Annotated in this window: 16 protein-coding genes and 1 tRNA gene; 13 read left to right on the forward strand and 4 right to left on the reverse strand. The window is 59.0% G+C overall.

Annotated features, from left to right (window positions below; translation table 11 throughout):
- Positions 1-23: 23 nt before the first annotated feature.
- The 5 genes from tmk (at position 24) to AC1RTQ_RS12610 (ending at position 3,850) form a co-directional block, all read left to right on the forward strand.
- Complete coding sequence (gene tmk, locus AC1RTQ_RS12590) at positions 24-713, forward strand: dTMP kinase (RefSeq protein ID WP_492876177.1); 690 nt, start codon at positions 24-26, stop codon at positions 711-713.
- On the forward strand, positions 710-1,735 hold the full coding sequence (gene holB / locus AC1RTQ_RS12595) for a DNA polymerase III subunit delta' (RefSeq protein WP_492876179.1): 1,026 nt from the start codon (positions 710-712) through the stop codon (positions 1,733-1,735). Before tmk ends, holB begins: the two co-directional genes overlap by 4 nt.
- Before the next feature lie 90 nt (positions 1,736-1,825).
- Positions 1,826-2,182 carry a PilZ domain-containing protein gene (locus AC1RTQ_RS12600; protein ID WP_492876181.1) on the forward strand — a complete coding sequence of 119 codons (357 nt, stop codon included), beginning with the start codon at positions 1,826-1,828 and terminating at the stop codon, positions 2,180-2,182.
- 112 nt (positions 2,183-2,294) lie between these two features.
- The gene (locus AC1RTQ_RS12605; protein WP_302091491.1) at positions 2,295-3,125 is read left to right on the forward strand and encodes a TatD family hydrolase; all 831 of its coding nucleotides are present in this window, start codon (positions 2,295-2,297) and stop codon (positions 3,123-3,125) included.
- Positions 3,122-3,850, forward strand: coding sequence for an ankyrin repeat domain-containing protein (locus AC1RTQ_RS12610; RefSeq protein ID WP_492876183.1), 729 nt, complete (start codon positions 3,122-3,124; stop codon positions 3,848-3,850). The genes AC1RTQ_RS12605 and AC1RTQ_RS12610 overlap by 4 nt, the downstream gene beginning before the upstream one ends.
- Positions 3,851-3,963: 113 nt before the next feature.
- On the opposite strand, the gene msbA is transcribed toward AC1RTQ_RS12610, so the two are convergent.
- Positions 3,964-5,832 (reverse strand): lipid A export permease/ATP-binding protein MsbA, encoded by a 1,869-nt coding sequence (gene msbA, locus AC1RTQ_RS12615; RefSeq protein ID WP_492876185.1) that lies wholly within the window; start codon positions 5,830-5,832, stop codon positions 3,964-3,966.
- A gap of 300 nt (positions 5,833-6,132) precedes the next feature.
- On the opposite strand from msbA, the gene tolB reads away from it, so the two are divergent.
- The 5 genes from tolB to AC1RTQ_RS12640 all read left to right on the forward strand — a co-directional run bounded on the left by tolB (position 6,133) and on the right by AC1RTQ_RS12640 (position 9,813).
- A complete protein-coding gene (gene tolB, locus AC1RTQ_RS12620; RefSeq protein WP_302091489.1) occupies positions 6,133-7,452 on the forward strand; it encodes a Tol-Pal system beta propeller repeat protein TolB in 1,320 nt (439 codons plus the stop codon).
- A gap of 67 nt (positions 7,453-7,519) precedes the next feature.
- Positions 7,520-8,047, forward strand: coding sequence for a peptidoglycan-associated lipoprotein Pal (gene pal / locus AC1RTQ_RS12625; RefSeq protein WP_003061517.1), 528 nt, complete (start codon positions 7,520-7,522; stop codon positions 8,045-8,047).
- Entirely contained in the window at positions 8,047-8,808 is a 762-nt protein-coding gene (gene ybgF / locus AC1RTQ_RS12630) for a tol-pal system protein YbgF (protein WP_492876189.1), read from the forward strand. Before pal ends, ybgF begins: the two co-directional genes overlap by 1 nt.
- Positions 8,808-9,632, forward strand: a complete 825-nt coding sequence (locus AC1RTQ_RS12635; protein WP_302091487.1) for a tRNA threonylcarbamoyladenosine dehydratase — start codon at positions 8,808-8,810, stop codon at positions 9,630-9,632. The genes ybgF and AC1RTQ_RS12635 overlap by 1 nt, the downstream gene beginning before the upstream one ends.
- Positions 9,633-9,737: 105 nt before the next feature.
- Positions 9,738-9,813: transfer RNA gene (locus AC1RTQ_RS12640), tRNA-Lys, on the forward strand.
- A gap of 767 nt (positions 9,814-10,580) precedes the next feature.
- Here AC1RTQ_RS12640 and AC1RTQ_RS12645 read toward each other — a convergent pair.
- The gene (locus tag AC1RTQ_RS12645; protein WP_003070780.1) at positions 10,581-10,766 is read right to left on the reverse strand and encodes a hypothetical protein; all 186 of its coding nucleotides are present in this window, start codon (positions 10,764-10,766) and stop codon (positions 10,581-10,583) included.
- Positions 10,767-11,652: 886 nt separating this feature from the next.
- Here AC1RTQ_RS12645 and AC1RTQ_RS12650 point away from each other — a divergent pair.
- From AC1RTQ_RS12650 to AC1RTQ_RS12660, 3 genes are all read left to right on the forward strand, one after another.
- A complete protein-coding gene (locus AC1RTQ_RS12650) occupies positions 11,653-12,888 on the forward strand; it encodes a sensor domain-containing phosphodiesterase (protein WP_492876192.1) in 1,236 nt (411 codons plus the stop codon).
- A gap of 1,087 nt (positions 12,889-13,975) precedes the next feature.
- On the forward strand, positions 13,976-15,415 hold the full coding sequence (locus tag AC1RTQ_RS12655) for a TolC family protein (protein WP_492876194.1): 1,440 nt from the start codon (positions 13,976-13,978) through the stop codon (positions 15,413-15,415).
- Positions 15,412-16,227 carry an efflux RND transporter periplasmic adaptor subunit gene (locus AC1RTQ_RS12660; RefSeq protein WP_492876196.1) on the forward strand — a complete coding sequence of 272 codons (816 nt, stop codon included), beginning with the start codon at positions 15,412-15,414 and terminating at the stop codon, positions 16,225-16,227. Before AC1RTQ_RS12655 ends, AC1RTQ_RS12660 begins: the two co-directional genes overlap by 4 nt.
- 23 nt (positions 16,228-16,250) lie before the next feature.
- On the opposite strand, the gene AC1RTQ_RS12665 is transcribed toward AC1RTQ_RS12660, so the two are convergent.
- Entirely contained in the window at positions 16,251-17,081 is an 831-nt protein-coding gene (locus AC1RTQ_RS12665; RefSeq protein ID WP_492876198.1) for a sulfotransferase family protein, read from the reverse strand.
- A 9-nt stretch (positions 17,082-17,090) separates the two neighbouring features.
- Positions 17,091-17,615 carry an adenylyl-sulfate kinase gene (cysC, locus tag AC1RTQ_RS12670; protein ID WP_492876200.1) on the reverse strand — a complete coding sequence of 175 codons (525 nt, stop codon included), beginning with the start codon at positions 17,613-17,615 and terminating at the stop codon, positions 17,091-17,093.
- Between the last annotated feature and the right edge of the window lie 111 nt (positions 17,616-17,726).

The raw sequence follows: 17,726 nt of genomic DNA on the forward strand, positions 1-17,726 counted from the left end.
GCGCTGCACTAGAGGAAATATCAGTGAGTACAGCTTTATCCAAGGGTCTGTTCATCAGTTTTGAAGGCATCGACGGCGCGGGCAAGTCCTCGCATATCGAGGCCCTGGCTCAGGCTTTTCGCGACCAGGGCCGGGTGGTCACGCTCACGCGCGAGCCTGGTGGCACGCCGCTGGCCGAAAAGCTGCGGGCCCTGATGCTGCATGACGCCATGGATCCGCTGACCGAGGCGCTGATCGCCTTTGCGGCCCGACGCGACCATCTGGTGCAGGTCATAGAGCCGGCGCTGGCGCGTGGCGAGGTGGTCATCAGCGACCGCTTTACCGACGCCACTTTTGCCTACCAGGGCGCTGGCCGCGGCTTCAGCTGGGAGCAACTATCGGTTCTGGAGCGCATGGCGCAGACCGGTACTGCGCTGCAGGCAGGGCAGGCCCCGGATTTCATGCGCGAGCCCGACATGACGCTATGGTTTGACCTGCCCGCCGAAGTGGCAGCCGAGCGCCTGGCCACGGCCCGTGTTCCCGACCGTTTCGAAGCCCAGCCCGGCGAGTTCTTTGCCCGTGTGGCCCAAGGCTATGCCGAGCGCGCCCGGACGGCACCTCAGCGCTTTGTGCGCATCGATGCCCATGCCAGCCGCCACGCCGTGTGGCAGCAGATCACCCAGGCCGTGGTGCGCAAGGGCTGGCTGGCCATCATGGTGGGCAGCAAGCCATGAGTGCCTCCGATCTCGAAGCACCCTGGATCGCTGCGCAGCGTGGCCGCTTGCTGGCCCAGCGCGGTCATGCCTGGCTGCTGCAAGGGCCTTCGGGTCTGGGTCAGTACGCACTGGGCTTGTCGCTGGTGCGCGCCTGGCTTTGCGAGCAGCCGTCTGCGCAAGGCGCTTGCGGCCACTGCGCCAGCTGCCATGCCATCGAGGTGCGTGCCCATGCCGATCTGTGCGTGCTCATGCCCGAGGTGCAGATGATGGCGCTGGGCTGGCCGCTGCCGGAAAAAGCCCAGGCCGACATTGACGACAAAAAGCGCAAGCCCAGCAAGGAAATCCGCGTGGATGCCATGCGCGATGCCGTGGAGTTCTGCCAGCGCACCAGCGCGCGCGGACGTGGCAAGGCCGTGCTGGTCTACCCGGCCGAGCAAATGAATGCCATTACCGCCAATGCCTTGCTCAAGACGCTGGAGGAGCCGCCCGGAGACACCCGCTTCGTGCTGGCCAGCGAGGCCGCGCACCAGTTGCTGCCCACCATTCGCAGCCGCTGCCTGACGCACACCATGACCTGGCCTGCCGCGGCCGAGGCCGCGCAGTGGCTGCAGGCGCAAGGACTGAACGAGCCCGATGCCGCAGCGGCCTTGCAGGCTGCCGGCGGTCGACCCGGCGATGCGCTGCGCATGGCGGCGGACGCGGGCAAGGCCGCCGCCTGGGCGCAGTTGCCAAGGCAGCTGGCCAAAGGGGATGTGGCTGCTCTGGCGGCTTTTGCGCCGGTGGATGCCGTGCAGGCGCTGCAGAAAATCTGCCACGACCTGATGGCTCTGGCCGGCGGCGGCGAGCCCCGGTATTTCTCGCCTGCCGATCTGCCGGGCAAGCCGCTGCCCATGGCGCTGCTGGCCGAATGGTCGCGCGAGCTGGTGCAGGCGGCGCGCACGGCCGATCACCCCTTCAATGCCGGGCTGATGACGGAGGCCCTGGCTTCCAGGGCACGGGCGGTGCTGATCTCGGGCAAAGCCGCCAGAGCCGCTCGCTAGGTAATGCGGCACGGGCTTGGTCAAAATTTTCTCGGGTGTTAACCTTGCGATTTGCGCCGCCCGGCCGTCACAAGAATTCTGCTACCCACTATGAACGCAATTACCACCCCTCGTCCCAGCGTGATGCAGCTGGCGATCAAGGAGAAGGCGGCGCTGTATGCCGCCTATATTCCGTTGTTCACCGAAGGGGGGATTTTTGTGCCCACGCAGCGCGACTATCGCTTGGGCGATGATGTCTACGTGCTGCTGACCCTGCCCGACGATCCGCAGCGCTACCCGGTCGCGGGCCGTGTGGCCTGGGTGACACCCGAGCGTGCTTCCGGCAATCGAACCCAGGGCGTGGGTATCCAGTTTCCCAAGGATGCCAAGTCCGCCGAGCTCAGGGCCAAGATCGAGCAGATTCTGGGCACGGCCCTGAACTCCGAGAAGCCGACCCAGACAATCTGATTATTAATACTGGCGCGCTCCCACATCAGAGACGCCGAGCAATAGCTGTCTCGCCGCGATGGCGTCGTTCCCTGGGGGAAGCGGCGCGGCGCTCAGGGGCGGTCCAATTTCTATGTTTACCGATTCCCACTGTCACCTGAATTTTCCCGAACTGAGTGCCAATATCGCGCAGATCCGCGAAGCCATGGCTGCTGCCAAGGTCACGCGCGCGCTGTGCATCAGCACGACGATGGAAGAGTTTCCCGAAGTGCACCAGCTGGCGCTGGACTACGACAATTTCTGGGCCACCGTGGGCGTGCACCCCGACACCGAAGACATGACCGAGCCCAGCGTGCAGGACCTGGTGGAGCGCGCGGCACTGCCGCGTGTGGTGGCGATCGGCGAGACCGGGCTCGATTACTACGGCATGGAAGATCGCAAGGGCGGTCGCACGATTGCCGATCTGGAATGGCAGCGCGAGCGTTTTCGCACGCATATCAGGGCTGCGCAGATCACGCAAAAGCCGCTGGTCATCCACACCCGCAGCAGCTCCGACGACACCCTGGGCATTTTGCGCGAGTGCGGCGAGGCGGATTCCGGCACCCAGGCCGGAGGTGTCTTTCACTGTTTCACCGAAACCGCCGAAGTGGCCCGTGCCGGTCTGGACATGGGTTACTACATCTCTTTGTCAGGCATTGTGACCTTCAAGAATGCCCAGCACCTGCGTGACGTGGCGGCGTTCGTGCCACTGGACAGGCTGTTGATAGAAACCGACAGTCCCTATCTCGCTCCCGTGCCCTATCGCGGCAAGACCAATAATCCTTCCTACGTGCCCTTTGTGGCCAAGCAGATTGCCCAGGTGCGCGGCATCTCCATCGAGGAGGTGGCTGCCGCCACCAGTGCCAACTTTGACCGCCTGTTCAAGGGAGTGACCTTGTCAGCGAACTCTGGAGCGAGTGCATGAGCCTTTTTGCTGCCCCATCGATTGCATCGTCATTGAGCCGCCGCCAGAGTCTGCGCTGGGCCGGTGCTGCTGTCGTCGGGGTGGCGGGCCTGCCAGGGCCGGCCCTGGCCAATGACTACGAGGACTATTCGCGGGCGCTGGTCAGCGACAACGCCCGTGTCATGGTGAATCTGATCTTTCGCGGCTTCAATGCCAACACCCTGGATTCGCGCGGGCGCCCGGGGCTGGTGGCGGCCCTGCATCAGGACTCGCTCCAGGTCTTCGATGTGCTGCTCAAGGCGCCTCGCATCGACGTCAATCTGGCCTCGCGCCAGAACGAGACGCCGCTGATGATGGCCTGCATCAAGGGGCACCTCGATATCGTGCGCGAGCTGATCAAGCGCGGCGCCGACGTCAATCGCGAGGGCTGGGCCCCACTGCACTATGCGGCCTCGGCCGATACGCCGCAGACGCTGGACATCATCAAGCTGCTGCTCGAAGAAAGCGCCTATATCGATGCCGCTTCGCCCAACGGCAGCACGCCGCTGATGCTGGCCGCCCAGTACAGCAGTGAAGCCGTGGTCAGACTGCTGCTGCAGGAGGGCGCGGACATCACGCTGCGCAACCAGCGCAATATGACGGCAGCGGACTTCGCCAGGCTCGTGGACCGGCAGTACATGGTCGATCTGCTGGGCAAGGCGCTGCAGCACGAGCGCCGTACCCAGCCCCCGCGCGGGAGCTGGTAGCGAATGGGGTTCAGCAACGGCTAATTCTATTTTGATAGCTGCTAGCACCCAATGAAAAAGGACTTCAGGGTCATTTGACTCTGAAGTCCTTTGTTTACATGCGGTAGCAGCTATTAAATTTGAGGATCTCCGGGGGTCGAGCTGCGCACCTGGTTGTGCAGGCGGGCATAGAGGCCGCCCAGCTCCATCAGCTGCGCATGCGAGCCTTGCTCGGCGATCTGGCCGCGCTCCATGACGACCACGCGGTCCGCATGCTCGATGGTGGACAGGCGGTGGGCGATCACCAGCGTGGTGCGGCCCTGCATCAGCCGGTTCAGGGCCTGCTGGACCAGGCGCTCGGACTCGTTGTCCAGCGCCGAGGTGGCTTCGTCCAGAATGAGGATCGGCGCGTCCTTGTAGAGCGCACGGGCAATGGCCAGGCGCTGGCGCTGACCGCCCGAGAGCTGGCTGGCATTGTGGCCCACCAGGGTGTGCAGGCCCTGAGGCAGATTGCGCACAAAGTCGCCCAGATTGGCGGCTTCCAGCGCGGACCAGACGCGGGCCTCGTCAATATCCTTGCCCAGCGCCACATTGGCCGCGACGCTGTCGTTGAGCATGACCACGTCCTGGCTGACCATGGCGAACTGCTGGCGCAGCGTGTTCAGGTCCCAGTCGGCCACGGGCACGCCTTCCAGCATGATCTGGCCGCTGGTGGGCGAGAAAAAGCGGGGCAGCAGATTGACCAGCGTGGTCTTGCCGGCACCGGACGGGCCGACCAGGGCAACGACCTCGCCGGCCTTGACATTCAGGCTCAGGTGCGAGAGGGCTGGAGCCTTGTCTGGGCCGAACTGCACGCTCACATCGCTCAGCTGCAGTGCGCCGCTGACCTTGGCGGTGGGCTTGAAGCTGCCGCCTTGCTCGTCGGTGGAGCCTTCGAGCAGGGCCAGGCCACGCTCCAGTGCGGCCACGCCGCGCGTGATGGGGTTGGCCACATCGGCCATGCGGCGGATGGGCGCAATCAGCATCAGCATGGCCGAGATGAAGGCGGCAAAGCCGCCCACGGTCACATCCTGCACGCTGGCCGAGCCGATGGCGGCGCCGCCTTCGCGGCTTTGCCACAGGGCGATGCACAGAATCACTGACAGCGCAATTGCCGCCAGCACCTGGGTCAGCGGCGTCATGGCGGCCGAGGCGATGGTGGCCTTGGTGTTCAGGCCGCGCAGCTGACGGCTCAGCTCGCCAAAGCGCGACTGCTGCGAAGCCTGGGCGCCATGCAGGCGCACCATGCGGTGGGCCAGCACGTTCTCCTCCACCACATATGCGAGTTCGTCGGTGGCTGTCTGGCTGGACTTGGTGATGCGGTACAGACGGCGCGACAGCGTCTTCATGACCCAGGCCACACCCGGCACCATGAAGGCCACGATCAGCGTGAGCTGCCAGTTCAGATAGATCAGGTAGCCGAGCAGGGCGATCAGCGTGAAGCCGTCGCGAGAGATGCTCATCATGGCCTGCACCAGCTGCTGGGCGCCGGTCTGCACCTCGTAGACGATGGTGTTGGACAGCGCGGAGGCCGATTGCCTGGAAAACAGGCTCATATCTGCGGCCAGCAGGCGCTCGAAGAGCTTCTGGCGCAGACCCAGCATGCCGTCATTGGTGATGCGTGCCAGCGCGTACTGTCCCGTGAACTGGGCCAGGCCGCGAACGACGAACAGGCCGATCAGAAACACCGGCACCGTCCACAGCGGCAGCGAGCCAGCCGTAAAACCGCTGTCGAGCAAAGGCTTGAGCAGTGCCGGCATGGCGGGCTCGGTCGCTGCCCCCACCAGCGTGGCCAGGATGGCCAGACCCCAGGCCCAGCGCTGGCCCGAGAAATAAGGCGTCAGGCGCTTGAGGCGCTGCATCAGCGGCAGCTCGGATGGATGGACGGGGGCTGCTTGAGCGGGAGCTGGGGCCGTGACGGCCTTGGAGGTCTCGCTCGGCGATGGGGGCGGTGTGGCTTGCATAAGCGCGTGATTTTAGGGCTTGTGCTTTTGGAGTCGGCAGTGATCTCAATAGATGAAATTCGGGATGAAGTTGTAACCAACTATGCCTGTTTGAATATAAAGCGCCAGCCTGCGGCAGAATCGGCGAGGGGATTGCCTCTGCGCTCATGCAGACTCTGGCATGCTCCCGTTCTGAAAATTTTGGGACACTTGCGTTTGATCACCCTACTGAGCACGTTCTTACATCAGGAATCCGTCAGTGTGTGTAACATTCGCGCTTGTGTTTGTACCCGGCAATTCCGGAAATTTTGATGGCTGCCAATGACTATTGACCGACTTCCATCCCTGACAACCTGGGCGGCAGGGCCGCGCGCTTCCCGCAGAGCCATGCTGGCAACGTTAGCCGCCACGCCGGCCCTTCCGGCACTGGCCCAGTTCAGGGTTGAGGTAACAGGCGTGGGCCTGACACAGTTGCCGATCGCAATTGCCCAGTTCAAGGGGGAAGGCTCGGCCCCACAGAAGATTTCCGCCATCATCCAGGCCGACCTGGAGCGCAGCGGACAGTTCCGCGGCGTGGATGCCTCAGGCATGGCGCTTGACGAGACCTCCCGTCCCGATGTGGCCCTGTGGCGCCAAAAGGGTGCCGATTCGCTGGCGACCGGCAGCATCACGCGTCTGGCCGATGGCCGCTGGGATGTGCGCTTCCGCCTTTGGGATGTGGTCAAGGGCCAGGACCTGGGTGGTCAGGGCTTCGCAGTCACCACCGGCGATCTGCGCCTCGTGGCCCACCGCATTGCCGACTACATCTATGAAAAGCTCACGGGCGAGAAAGGCATTTTCTCCACCCGCATTGCCTATGTGACCAAGGCCGGTGCTCATTACCGCCTGTGGATTGCCGATGCGGACGGCGAGAATGCCCAATCTGCGCTGTCCAGCCCCGAGCCCATCATTTCCCCAGCCTGGGCGCCCAACGGCACGCAACTGGCCTATGTGTCCTTCGAGTCACGCAAGCCCGTGGTCTACGTGCACGATGTTGCCAGCGGCCATCGTCGTCTGCTGGCCAACTTCCGCGGCTCCAACAGCGCTCCCGCCTGGTCGCCCGACGGCAGCCGTCTGGCCGTGACGCTGAGCCGCGACGGTGGCTCGCAGCTGTATCTGCTCAGCGCCCAGGGCGGTGAGCCCCGCCGTCTCATGCAAAGCAGCGGCATCGATACCGAGCCCTGCTTCTCCAGTGACGGCCGCACCATTTACTTCGTCAGCGATCGCGGCGGAGCGCCTCAGGTCTACAAGGTCTCGTCCTCGGGCGGCAGTGCCGAGCGAGTGACCTTCACCGGCAACTACAACATCTCGCCGGCCATCAGCCCCGACGGCAAATGGCTGGCCTATGTCTCCCGCGTGGGCGGTGGCTTCAAGCTCCAGGTCATGGATCTGGCGACAGGCACAGTGAACTCCGTCACGGACACCACGGCAGACGAAAGCCCGAGTTTTGCGCCCAATAGCCGTCTGATTGTTTACGCCACCATTCAGGGAGGCCGTGAAGCGCTCATGACCACCACGCTGGACGGCAAGATCAAGGCGCGTCTGGCAGGTGCAAGTGGAGACATACGTGAGCCCGACTGGGGCCCGTTCCAAAAACAGTGATCTGAAGTTTGCTTTCCCTCTTTCTTTCTAGTGATGAAGTCCATTGTGGACTGTTCGGAGAAATCTCATGTTGACTATCAAACGTCTTTCCCTGGCTTTGGCTGTGACCGCGCTGGTCGCAGGTTGCAGCTCTGGCGTCAAGCTGGACGACAAGCCCGTTGACGGTTCGCTGTCCAGCCAGGGTGCAGGCACCAGCGGCCAGGGCCAAAGTGGCGTGTCGGGCGTGGACCTGACAGGTTCCGCAGCGTCCAAGGCCGGCCCTCAGGGCGTCAGCCGCATCGTCTACTTCGACTTTGACAGCTACTCTGTCAAGGCTGATGCACAGCCCCAGATCGAAGCCCATGCCAAGTTCATCAAGGCCAACCCCGCGGCCAAGGTGCAGCTGGAAGGCCATACCGACGAGCGCGGCGGCCGTGAATACAACCTGGCCCTGGGTCAAAAGCGCGCTGAAGCCGTGCGCCGCTCTCTGGGCCTGCTGGGCGTGAACGACGCGCAGGTTGAAGCGGTGAGCTACGGCAAGGAAAAGCCCGCTGCTGAAGGTCATAGCGAAGACGCTTACGCCCAAAACCGTCGCGTTGAAATCAACTACCGTTAATGATGAAGCAGGCCTTGTTGACTCTCCGTCACGCAACGCTGCCTCGCCTGGTAGCGGCCGGCCTGCTGGCCGGCTCTGCCATCAGCGCCCATGCAGCCCTGTTTGGTGATGACGAGGCGCGCCGCGCCATCATCGAACTGCGCCAGCGCGTTGACAGCCTGCAGCAATCGCAGGAGCAAACCCGCCGCAGCCTGCTGGACTTGCAGTCGCAGATCGAGTCGCTCAAGTCGGACCAGGCCAAGCTGCGAGGTCAGAACGAGCAACTGACACGCGACGTCGCAGAGTTGCAGCGTGGCCAGAAAGATCTGGCCAAGGGCTTTGACGAGCGTCTGCGCCAGTTCGAGCCCGTCAGCGTGACTGTGGACGGCGTGGAGTTCACTGCCGATCGCAATGAGCAGCAGGAATTCGAGCAGGCTCTGGGCATGTTCCGTTCGGGCAAGTTCCCCGAGGCCGGTCAGGCCTTCGCCGCTTTCCTGCGCCAATGGCCCAATAGCGGCTATACGCCGTCGGTACGCTTTTGGCTGGGCAACTCGCAGTACGCCACGCGCGACTACAAGAATGCCATCGCCAATTTCCGTTCGGTCATGACCAATGCGCCCATGCATGCTCGTGCACCCGAAGCGGCCCTGTCCATCGCCAACTGTCTGGTGGAACTCAAGGACACCAAGGCAGCTCGCAAGACCCTGGAAGAGCTGCTGCAGGCCTATCCGAACTCGGAAGCCGCAGGGATTGCCAAGTCCAAGCTGGCGACACTTAAATAATGGCCGAATATTCTCAGCCTCAAGCGGAAACAGCGCCCCAATCCGGCGCTGTTTTTTCTATGGAAGAAGCAGATGTGCAGCGCCGCTTTGGCGGTTTGGAGCGCCTGTACGGCGTGCAGGGGGCAGCGCAGATTCGCGCGGCCCATGTAGTGGTGGTCGGTGTGGGCGGAGTCGGTTCATGGACGGCCGAGGCGCTGGCGCGCAGCGGCGTGAGCCGCTTGACGCTGATCGATATGGACCATGTGGCCGAGTCCAATATCAATCGCCAGATCCACGCGCTGACCAGCACTGTCGGTCAGGCCAAGATCGATGCCATGCGTGATCGCATCGCCGAGATCAATCCGGCCTGCGCGGTCAATTGCATCGATGAATTTGTCGATCCGGACAACTGGCAGCAACTCTTGCCGGCCGATGCGGATGCGGTGATTGATGCTTGCGATCAGATCAAGGCCAAGGCCGAAATGGCGGCACATGCGCGCAAAACCAAGCAGTGCTTTATCTCTGTTGGTGCTGCAGGCGGCAAGCGCATGGCCCACTTGGTGGACATCGCAGACCTGAGTGCGACGACCCATGATCCGCTTCTATCGCAGCTGCGCTACCGATTGCGCAAGCAGCATGGCGCTCCCAAGGATGGCAAGCGCATGGGGGTGACTTGTGTGTTCAGCCGCGAGGCCGTGGCACCACCTGATGCGTCTTGCTCGATCGAAGGCGGTGATGGCAGTCTCAACTGCCACGGCTATGGCTCGGTCGTGGCTGTCACAGCGACCTTTGGTCAGTGCGCAGCAGGCTGGGTACTTGATCAATTGGCTCGCAAACCCAGCTAACCTAGCTAATCCAACTAATTCAAGAATTAGGCAAAGAGCCGGGGAAAATAGATTACAATAACGTCATTCCACTGATTAGGCAACTACTGCTTTTGATGTGTGGCAGGGTCTTTAGCTCAGTCGGTAGAGCAGCGGACTTTTAATCCGTTGGTCGCGAGTTCGAATCTCGCAGGACCCACCAGAATGCATAAGCCGCTACAGCTATTAAAGTTGTAGCGGCTTTTCTGCTTTATTCCCACGGTGGGAATATTCGTGACTCCAAGGAATTGCGGTTTGCGCTCCTTGAGCGTTCATGGACACGGCTGCTCTTGCTCTGTCGGCCTACAGTTCGGGCAGCGCTCAGTATCGATTCTTGTGTCGGGCCGTGGAGTATGCGTGCAGACCTGGAACCAGGGCCGGTGCGAGATCACGCCTTTCCTCATCGCGTCGGCCACGATCCGCTGCCAGCGCGAAGTGAAGCCCGATGGGGTCGGCAGCCTTGATGATTGGTGCATTTGTGCCGCGAGGTTTCTGGGGGCGTTAATGCAGGCCGGCGAACGACCGGGATATGTGTGGACTGTGCTCTCATTTCTGCAAGGTCAGCGAACTCTGCCATCAAGGTAAACAAGGGGCGCTGCCGAGTTGCCAGTCGCGACAGGCTCGCCTGGCGTTTGCTGGCATAGATGCCAAAGCGCGCTCATGGCCCCTTGGATCAAGGCTTGCGTACTCAACGCGAGAACTTCGGGGCCGCTTAACCAACGACTTTGCCCGTCAGAGTAGCGAAGCTGCTTTCCTCTGGACGGGCTGCAGCTCAGCAGATCGGTCAGTTGAAATGATGGTCAAGCCAAGCCTTGTCTTCCGGCAGGTCAGCGGTGCTGGCGCTGCTCGCCAGGTGTTTGCCGCAAAAGCAGAACCCCGCTCAGTGAACAGTGGCGGGGTTCGTCAGGAAGATTGGAGGCCGAGTTGCTGTTACGGGGTTTTGCTTCTTCCCCGGTAGTTCAGGTCAGTGGCCGAGTAGTTCTCACGCTTGCGCCAGTCCATTTGAATCGGGCCGGCATGGTTGGCAGGATAGGTGATGCGCTCTTTTTCGCGATTGAGTTCCCACTGCTTTGCATCCACGATGCGATGGACTGTGGACTCTTTGGATTTACTCATGGAGAAGGCGGCCTTCAATCAAGTTTCTGAACCTAAAGAAGACGGTACAGCTGCCGGGATGGCGAGTCCAGCAAATTCACCTGATGAATGACGGATCGCTTGGATTGCGTTGGAATCACGACTACTAGAGGATATTTTTAGGGTAGATGCGGATAGTTGCTGCTTGGGGGATGGGCCTGTGCTCCCGTCAAGGCGTCAGCCTTGAAGCGGCCCGAGCCTTCCTTGTGTGGCAGCTCAAACGCTGCAAACAGAGCGCCGGGGAATTCTCGTTCGGCTGGGTGTTGATCTGTGTCGTGTGCAGCTTGTCGCACAGTAGTTCAAGCACTGCAGCGATATTTTGCAAAGCGGCAGCAAAAGGCACAGGACTTGGCGAGCACAAAGCCGGCCCATGCTGCGCTCAGTCTGAAGGCCGTCAATTCATGTTTGGCGTCATGGCGTGGGACTGTGAGTACTGTCGTCCTGGATGCCCAGACCGTTGTCCCATTCGCCTTGATTGCTGCTCGGCAATGTGTCCAGGTGGGCGATGTCTTGGACTGTGACTGCTCGACACCAATAAATGCAGCCTGCGATCTGTCGTCCACACTCCACCTCGATGCGTATTCCGATTGAGCTGATTGCTCGCGCCGGAGGCGAGGTATGGTCGTTGCAACGACCGGTTGAGTCCGTTCCACGAAGCCGTCATACAGAAAAACTCACCGAGGGCCCATACCTGGAGCAACAGCTGGAATCCAGGTGGATGGTGAAACTACTGGATCGATTGACATTTTTGCCACGGCCGCTGCTGAGACACTTGTTGGATATCGATGAGCATCGCTTCACATTGCATGCTTTTCCAGATTAAATGTTGACAAAAGCCGTGTGAGTCGACTGTATGTAAGAGGGGGGCATGCAGATGAACGATCTGGAGGTTGATGGGAATCGCCATCTCAATCATTTGATGAGATCAGGTGTGTGTGCAGAAGGAGTGGATCGCATACTGCGTGCTGTTCGCAAGCACCTTGGAATGGATATCGCCTTTGTCTCACACTTCGGCGCTGCCGAACGCGTGCTCAAGCATTTGGACAGTGTTTCGGGTGGGCCGCTCTATCAAGGCCAGAGCATTCCCATGCAGGAGGGATACTGCCTGAAGGTCGTTCATGGCGAGCTGCCCGAATGTATTCCGGACACAAATCATGTGCCGGCTGCTCAGCACATTTCTGCAACACATGCCATTCCAATTGGGTCCCATTTGAGTGTTCCTGTCCGTCTCACAGATGGGCATGTGTATGGGACGCTTTGCTGCTTCAGCTACCTCCCGAATCCAACGCTAGGGGAGCGCGACATGCAATTGCTGCGCGCATTTGCAGAGATACTGGCAGACCGCATCGAAGAGCAGGCTGCCGAGGAGCGAGTCAAGGCACGGTTGGTCGCAGAGGTCCAGTCCGCTTTGGCGCACGGCGATCCGAGGATGGTTTTCCAGCCGATCTGCAGTCTGCGTGACAAGTCCATCTGTGGCTTTGAGAGCCTTTCGCGTTTTGATGTCGAGCCCAGACATGCGCCGGATTATTGGTTCGATGTGGCAGACAAGGCAGGTTTGGGCATTGAGCTGGAGTTGTGCGCTGTGTCCAAGGTGCTGCCAGCGCTGGAGCGGCTTCCCGCCAACAGCAGCGTAAGTGTCAACTGCTCGCCACAACTGCTGCTTAGCAGCAAATTTCATCAACTACTTGATGGCATTGATGATCTCTCCCGTCTGGTCCTGGAAATTACAGAACATGCTGCGGTCAAGGATTACAAGGCTCTTGTCATTGGGCTGGAGCCTTACCGTCGCCGGGGCGCAAAACTGGCGGTTGACGATGCTGGTGCGGGCTATTCCAGCATGCGGCATATCCTCAATCTCGAGCCCGAGATCATCAAGCTGGATATGAGTCTTACTCACTCAATCGATAAAGATGAGAAACGGCGTGCACTGGCCAGAGGCCTCATCAGCTTCGCACATGAAATAGGAAGCCTGGTGATTGCAGAGGGCGTTGAACGGCCGGAAGAGCTGGATATGCTGCAAAGGCTTGGAGTGGATTGCGCTCAAGGGTATTTGCTTTCCAGGCCACTTGAGATTGATGCCGCAGCGGTGTTCTCGCTTCACTAGTCGGCGTGCCGTGGGATGTGTCGCTGCATGGGCGGTCGCATCGTTTAAGTGTCTGGCAACTGATTTCGTCAGCAGACCGGTGGCTTAGCTGGCTTCGTTCGCCTGCATCGAGCAGGCTTTGGCTCTTCTCGTGACTCCTTTGCACAAGGCCAGAGCCCATAAGGAGCCTCGGGTGACAGGTGCAAACATCTATCCGGTACCGTCAATCAATGGGCGCGTACTGCTTGCAAATATGAATTGAGCGAGGTTGCCATGAAATGGCTGCTTGTCAGTTTGCGCTCATGGTATTGATGCTCTGCGTCAGCCTTGTCGATTTGGTCGCGGACGACCCGAGGCAAGGTAGCGATCAGGATTGACTGCCGGGGTTTTCACAACCCCTTATGAGGCATTTCCGCACCATCGACTGTAGTTGTCACGCCCATGACGCTGCGCTCGATTTCCATTGGGCGTCCGAATCTCTCAAACTTGACGATGGAGCTGCTGTGATTGAGCTGCCTGGTTTTGCAGGGGCAGTTTGATGTGCCTGGAGCGTTGTTGTGCGTCTTCCAATGCCTCGTGATGTGTGGCAAGCGCGCTTGTGAACGGTGTTGATCTGAAATTCATAGATCAGGGCTGGAGCTTCCAATAGCAATCAGCAATCTTGCGCCAATGGCTCTTGGAGAGTACTTGAGGCGGTGTCTTGCTGTCTCCAGCTGGAAGCTGCCTCAGGCAGCTACGCACTGCATCACAAGCGAACCGCTTGACCAGTCACCGCCAAGGGCTCATTGCACCAATTGGGGGCAAAAAAGAGTGCAACAGCATGGTGCTTCTGGCAGAAGAAATACCTGATTTCAGTGATTGCCTTTGCAGTCCTTGCCCGGTTAATATCTTTGGAACACTTTTTGACAATTAAGACTTTTGCATACTTTTTGAAAGTTTGTTTTTGTTGCTGGAGCCCTCCGGTGTCTTCTTGTCAAACCGCCTTTGCCACTATCCCCCTGCAGATATGAACGTCCTTACTTACCACCGGTCTGAGACAAATTTTCGTGACCGTGTCCGGCTCACTGCCCTGCTAGGCTCGGTCATTTGGCTCAGCGGTTGCGCCAATTTGACAAGCCAGGCACTTTCCACGGAAGAAATTCAGTCGCAGGTTCAGGCTGATCGCCAGAGTCTCGGTAAGGGCGTGGCTCCTCTGGCCGGGCCCGTGAGCCTTGAAGAGGCCATTGCGAGAGCCATCAAATACAACTCAGCCCAGCGCCTGCGTGGCATGGAAGAGGCGGTGGCGCAGGGCACGGCCAATGTTGCCAAGTTCGACATGCTGCCCAAGCTGGTGGCCTCGGCCGGCTATCGCTACCGCGACAAGGACCTGATCAGCCGCAGCACGGACTCCGTCACAGGCGCGCCGTCCCTGGCCCATCCCTATATCTCGTCGGATCGTGAATCGACACTGACATCGCTGAGCTTCTCGTGGAGCCTGCTGGACTTCGGTCAAAGCTATTACGCCGCTCGTCAGCATGCGGATCGCGCCCAAATTGCGGCTGAGCGTAGCCGCAAGGCCATACACACGCTGATCCAGGATGTGCGCATCGCTTACTGGCGTGTGGCTGCGGCCCAGGCGCTGGAGTCTTCTTTGCAGACCGCAGGCCAGGATGCAGACAAGGCCCTGGAGGACTCGCGCAAGGTCGAAGCGGAAAAACTGCGCTCTCCTATGGAGCCGCTGCGCTATCAGCGTCAGTTGCTCGAGAACATCCGCCTGCTGGAGGCCATTCAGCAGGAGCTGTCCTCCTCGCGCATCGAACTGGCTTCGCTGATGGGAGTGTCTCCTGCCGAGCTGAACCAGCCGCTGCGTGTGATCGAGCCTGTAGCCTCGAATGCCCAGCGCTGGCTGGAGCAGCCCGTGGACAAGCTGGAAGACCGAGCCCTGATGCTGAACCCGGATCTGCGCGAGAGCCTGTACAACGCCCGTATCGCCAATGAAGAGACCAAGCGCGTCATGCTGCGCATGTTCCCCGGCCTTTCCTTCAACTACGGGGTCAACAAAAGCAGCGACAGCTATCTGATCAACGATCGTTGGCAGGATGCGGGCCTGCAGATCTCCTTCAATCTGCTGGGGCTGCTGTCACTGCCTGCACAGCGTCAACTGGCTGACGCAGGTGTCCAGCTGGCCGATCAGCGTCGCCTGGCTACCCAGATGGCGGTATTGACTCAGCTGCATGTGGCCCGCCTGCAATTTGCGAACGCCGTGCGCCAGTATGAAAGAGCGCAGACCATCGCGTCCGTGGACCAGCGCCTGTCTGAGCATGTAAACAACCAGGTGCAGGCCGACAAGCTCAATGCGCTTGAGCGCGTCTCCCAGCAGACCGCCACCATTCTTTCCGTGCTGCGCCGCTACCAGGCTCAATCCAATATGCAGGCCGCCAGCTCCCGCCTGCAAGCCACCCTGGGCATGGAGCCCATGATCGAAGGCTCGGACAACATGCCCTTGCCCGAACTCACGCAGGCCGTGGGCAAATCGCTGCAAAGCTGGGATGCGGGTCAATTCCAATGAAGTCTTGCGTGTCTCCTTTGATGTTGGGTCTGGTGCTGGGATTGTCTATGGGCCTGCCTCTGGGCGCTCAGGCCCAGACAGGCCCGGCAGCCCACAGTCTTCCGAGGACTCAGGCCTCCTTGCCCAGCGTGCTGGATCAGCGCGAGATCCGCGCCCAGCTCGCACCGCGCCGCTACACCACCTTGGCGGCCGAAATCGGCGCCAAGGTGCAGCGCCTGCCGGTGGTGGAGGGCGGGGCCTTTCGCCAGGGTCAACTGCTGGTGCAGTTTGACTGCAGCCTGCCGCAAGCCCAGCTGAACAAGGCCCAGGCGGGCGTGGATGCCACAGAGAAGACCTGGAAGGCCAACCAGCGCCTGGCCGAGTTGAACTCCGTTGGCAAGGTGGAGCTGGATGTCTCGCAGGCCGAATGGAACAAGGCGAGAGCCGAGGTCGCCGCCAACCGCAGCCTGCTGAGCAAATGCCAGATCACCGCGCCCTATGCGGGGCGGGTGGCCGAGCAGAAAATCCGCGAGCAGCAATATGCACAGCCGGGCCAGGCGCTGCTGGACATTCTGGACGACTCCACGCTGGAGCTGGAGTTTCTGGTGCCCTCGCGCTGGCTCAGCTGGCTGCATGCAGGCTCGGAATTCCAGGTGCGCATCGACGAGACCGGCAAAACCTATCCCGCCAAGGTGCAGCGCCTGGCCGCGCGCGTGGACCCGGTGAGCCAGTCCGTGAAAGTCAATGCGGCCATCCACGGAAAATTCAACGAGCTGATCGCCGGCATGAGCGGGCAGGTGTTGATGTCCGCGAAGGCTGACGATAGGAAATAGTCTTCTCAGGGATTCAATTGATCTCAATTTTTAACCGTAACTACATTCGCTCGACTGCTTGATTGATTATTCCAGAACGAAAGCTTTCCATATTTTTCAAATAAATCAGGTGGCAAAATTGTTGCCCTGGAATTCAGAACAACTTTTTGCTGAACTTTATGCATGCCATGAATACCTAATGCTTGATCAAATTCTGGAGCATCGTAATATACATTGGAAAAATCATGTTCAAAATACGGCTCGTCAATGAATTCATATATCAATGGGATTACTTTTTCTGGCGCCTTCGCCAAGAATTCGTAATCAACAATTAACAATGAGTTGGCATGCTTTCCATAGTACGCTTCTTTCAAAGCAGACCAAGAATATCCAACCAGTCTATTTGGCATTGCCAATGCTTCTATGCGACTATATACGGTGTTTCGCTCAACTCCGTTATTGAATAATTTTGTAATTTCAAAAGGATTTGCAGCATATAGGCGCTCGATGCTATCCATGATCCAAGCAACGTTCCTGACGCAAGCAATTACCTTTGACTGTGGAAAAATATCTGCAATCAAAGGCATGTTTGCACTCCATATTCGGTTCGTGTCAAAAATGGTTTCTTTATCTTCTTGGTCTGAGTAATAACTATCAAAAACACCTTTGACCAAACGCCGCCGTTTGTCTTTTGAAATAACCGGGCCAAATTCACTGCCGGCGCCAAATTGTTCAAGCATATTATGAATCAGTGCTCCAACTGGACTTGACATCCCGGCATAGAACTTTGGGTTCTGCAGCAATATTGCAGACAATAATGTTGAGCCTGATCGAGGAAGTCCAGTGATGAAGTGGTATTTCAAAGAGCTATTCATGAGAGAAATTTATTTGTTGATGAGGTCGATTAAATTTCGAATGGAAATGGATAAGTCTTCACGGCTTGTGTCAATTGTCAGGCTTGGTTCACGCGGGGCTTCATAGGGGGAGTGGATTCCGGTCATGAGTGTGTTTGAGCCGCTCCGAGCCCTGGCATAAAGGCCTTTGGGATCGCGCTTTTCACAAATTTCTAATGGCGTGCTTACATAAACTTCTATGCACCGGTCTTTTCCAATAATTTCATAGGCCATCTCTCGATCTTCCGCATAAGGTGAGACCATGGCGACCAAAGCATAAATTTCATTGTTATTTAGTATTTTTGCGATGTGAGCGGCTCTGCGCATATTTTCTGCACGGTCGAGCTTGTCAAAACCCAAATCTTGGCATAAGCCGGAACGTAACTCATCGCCATCTATGATGCAAACATTCTTTCCATTCTTTCGCAGACTATCTGAAAAAGCTTTTGAAATAGTGGTTTTTCCTGATCCAGGTAATCCTGTGAACCAGAGTGTCTGAAATGAATTTTTGCTCATTTTGACGATAATGAATATTAAATGACGAAGATAAATTATGATTCAAAATGTAGTCAAATTCAATAGTGCCTGGCTATTGAATTTAAGAATTCATATTAAAAATTCAATTTT

It is taken from the genome of Comamonas sp. GW821-FHT11H03, from assembly GCF_058807955.1.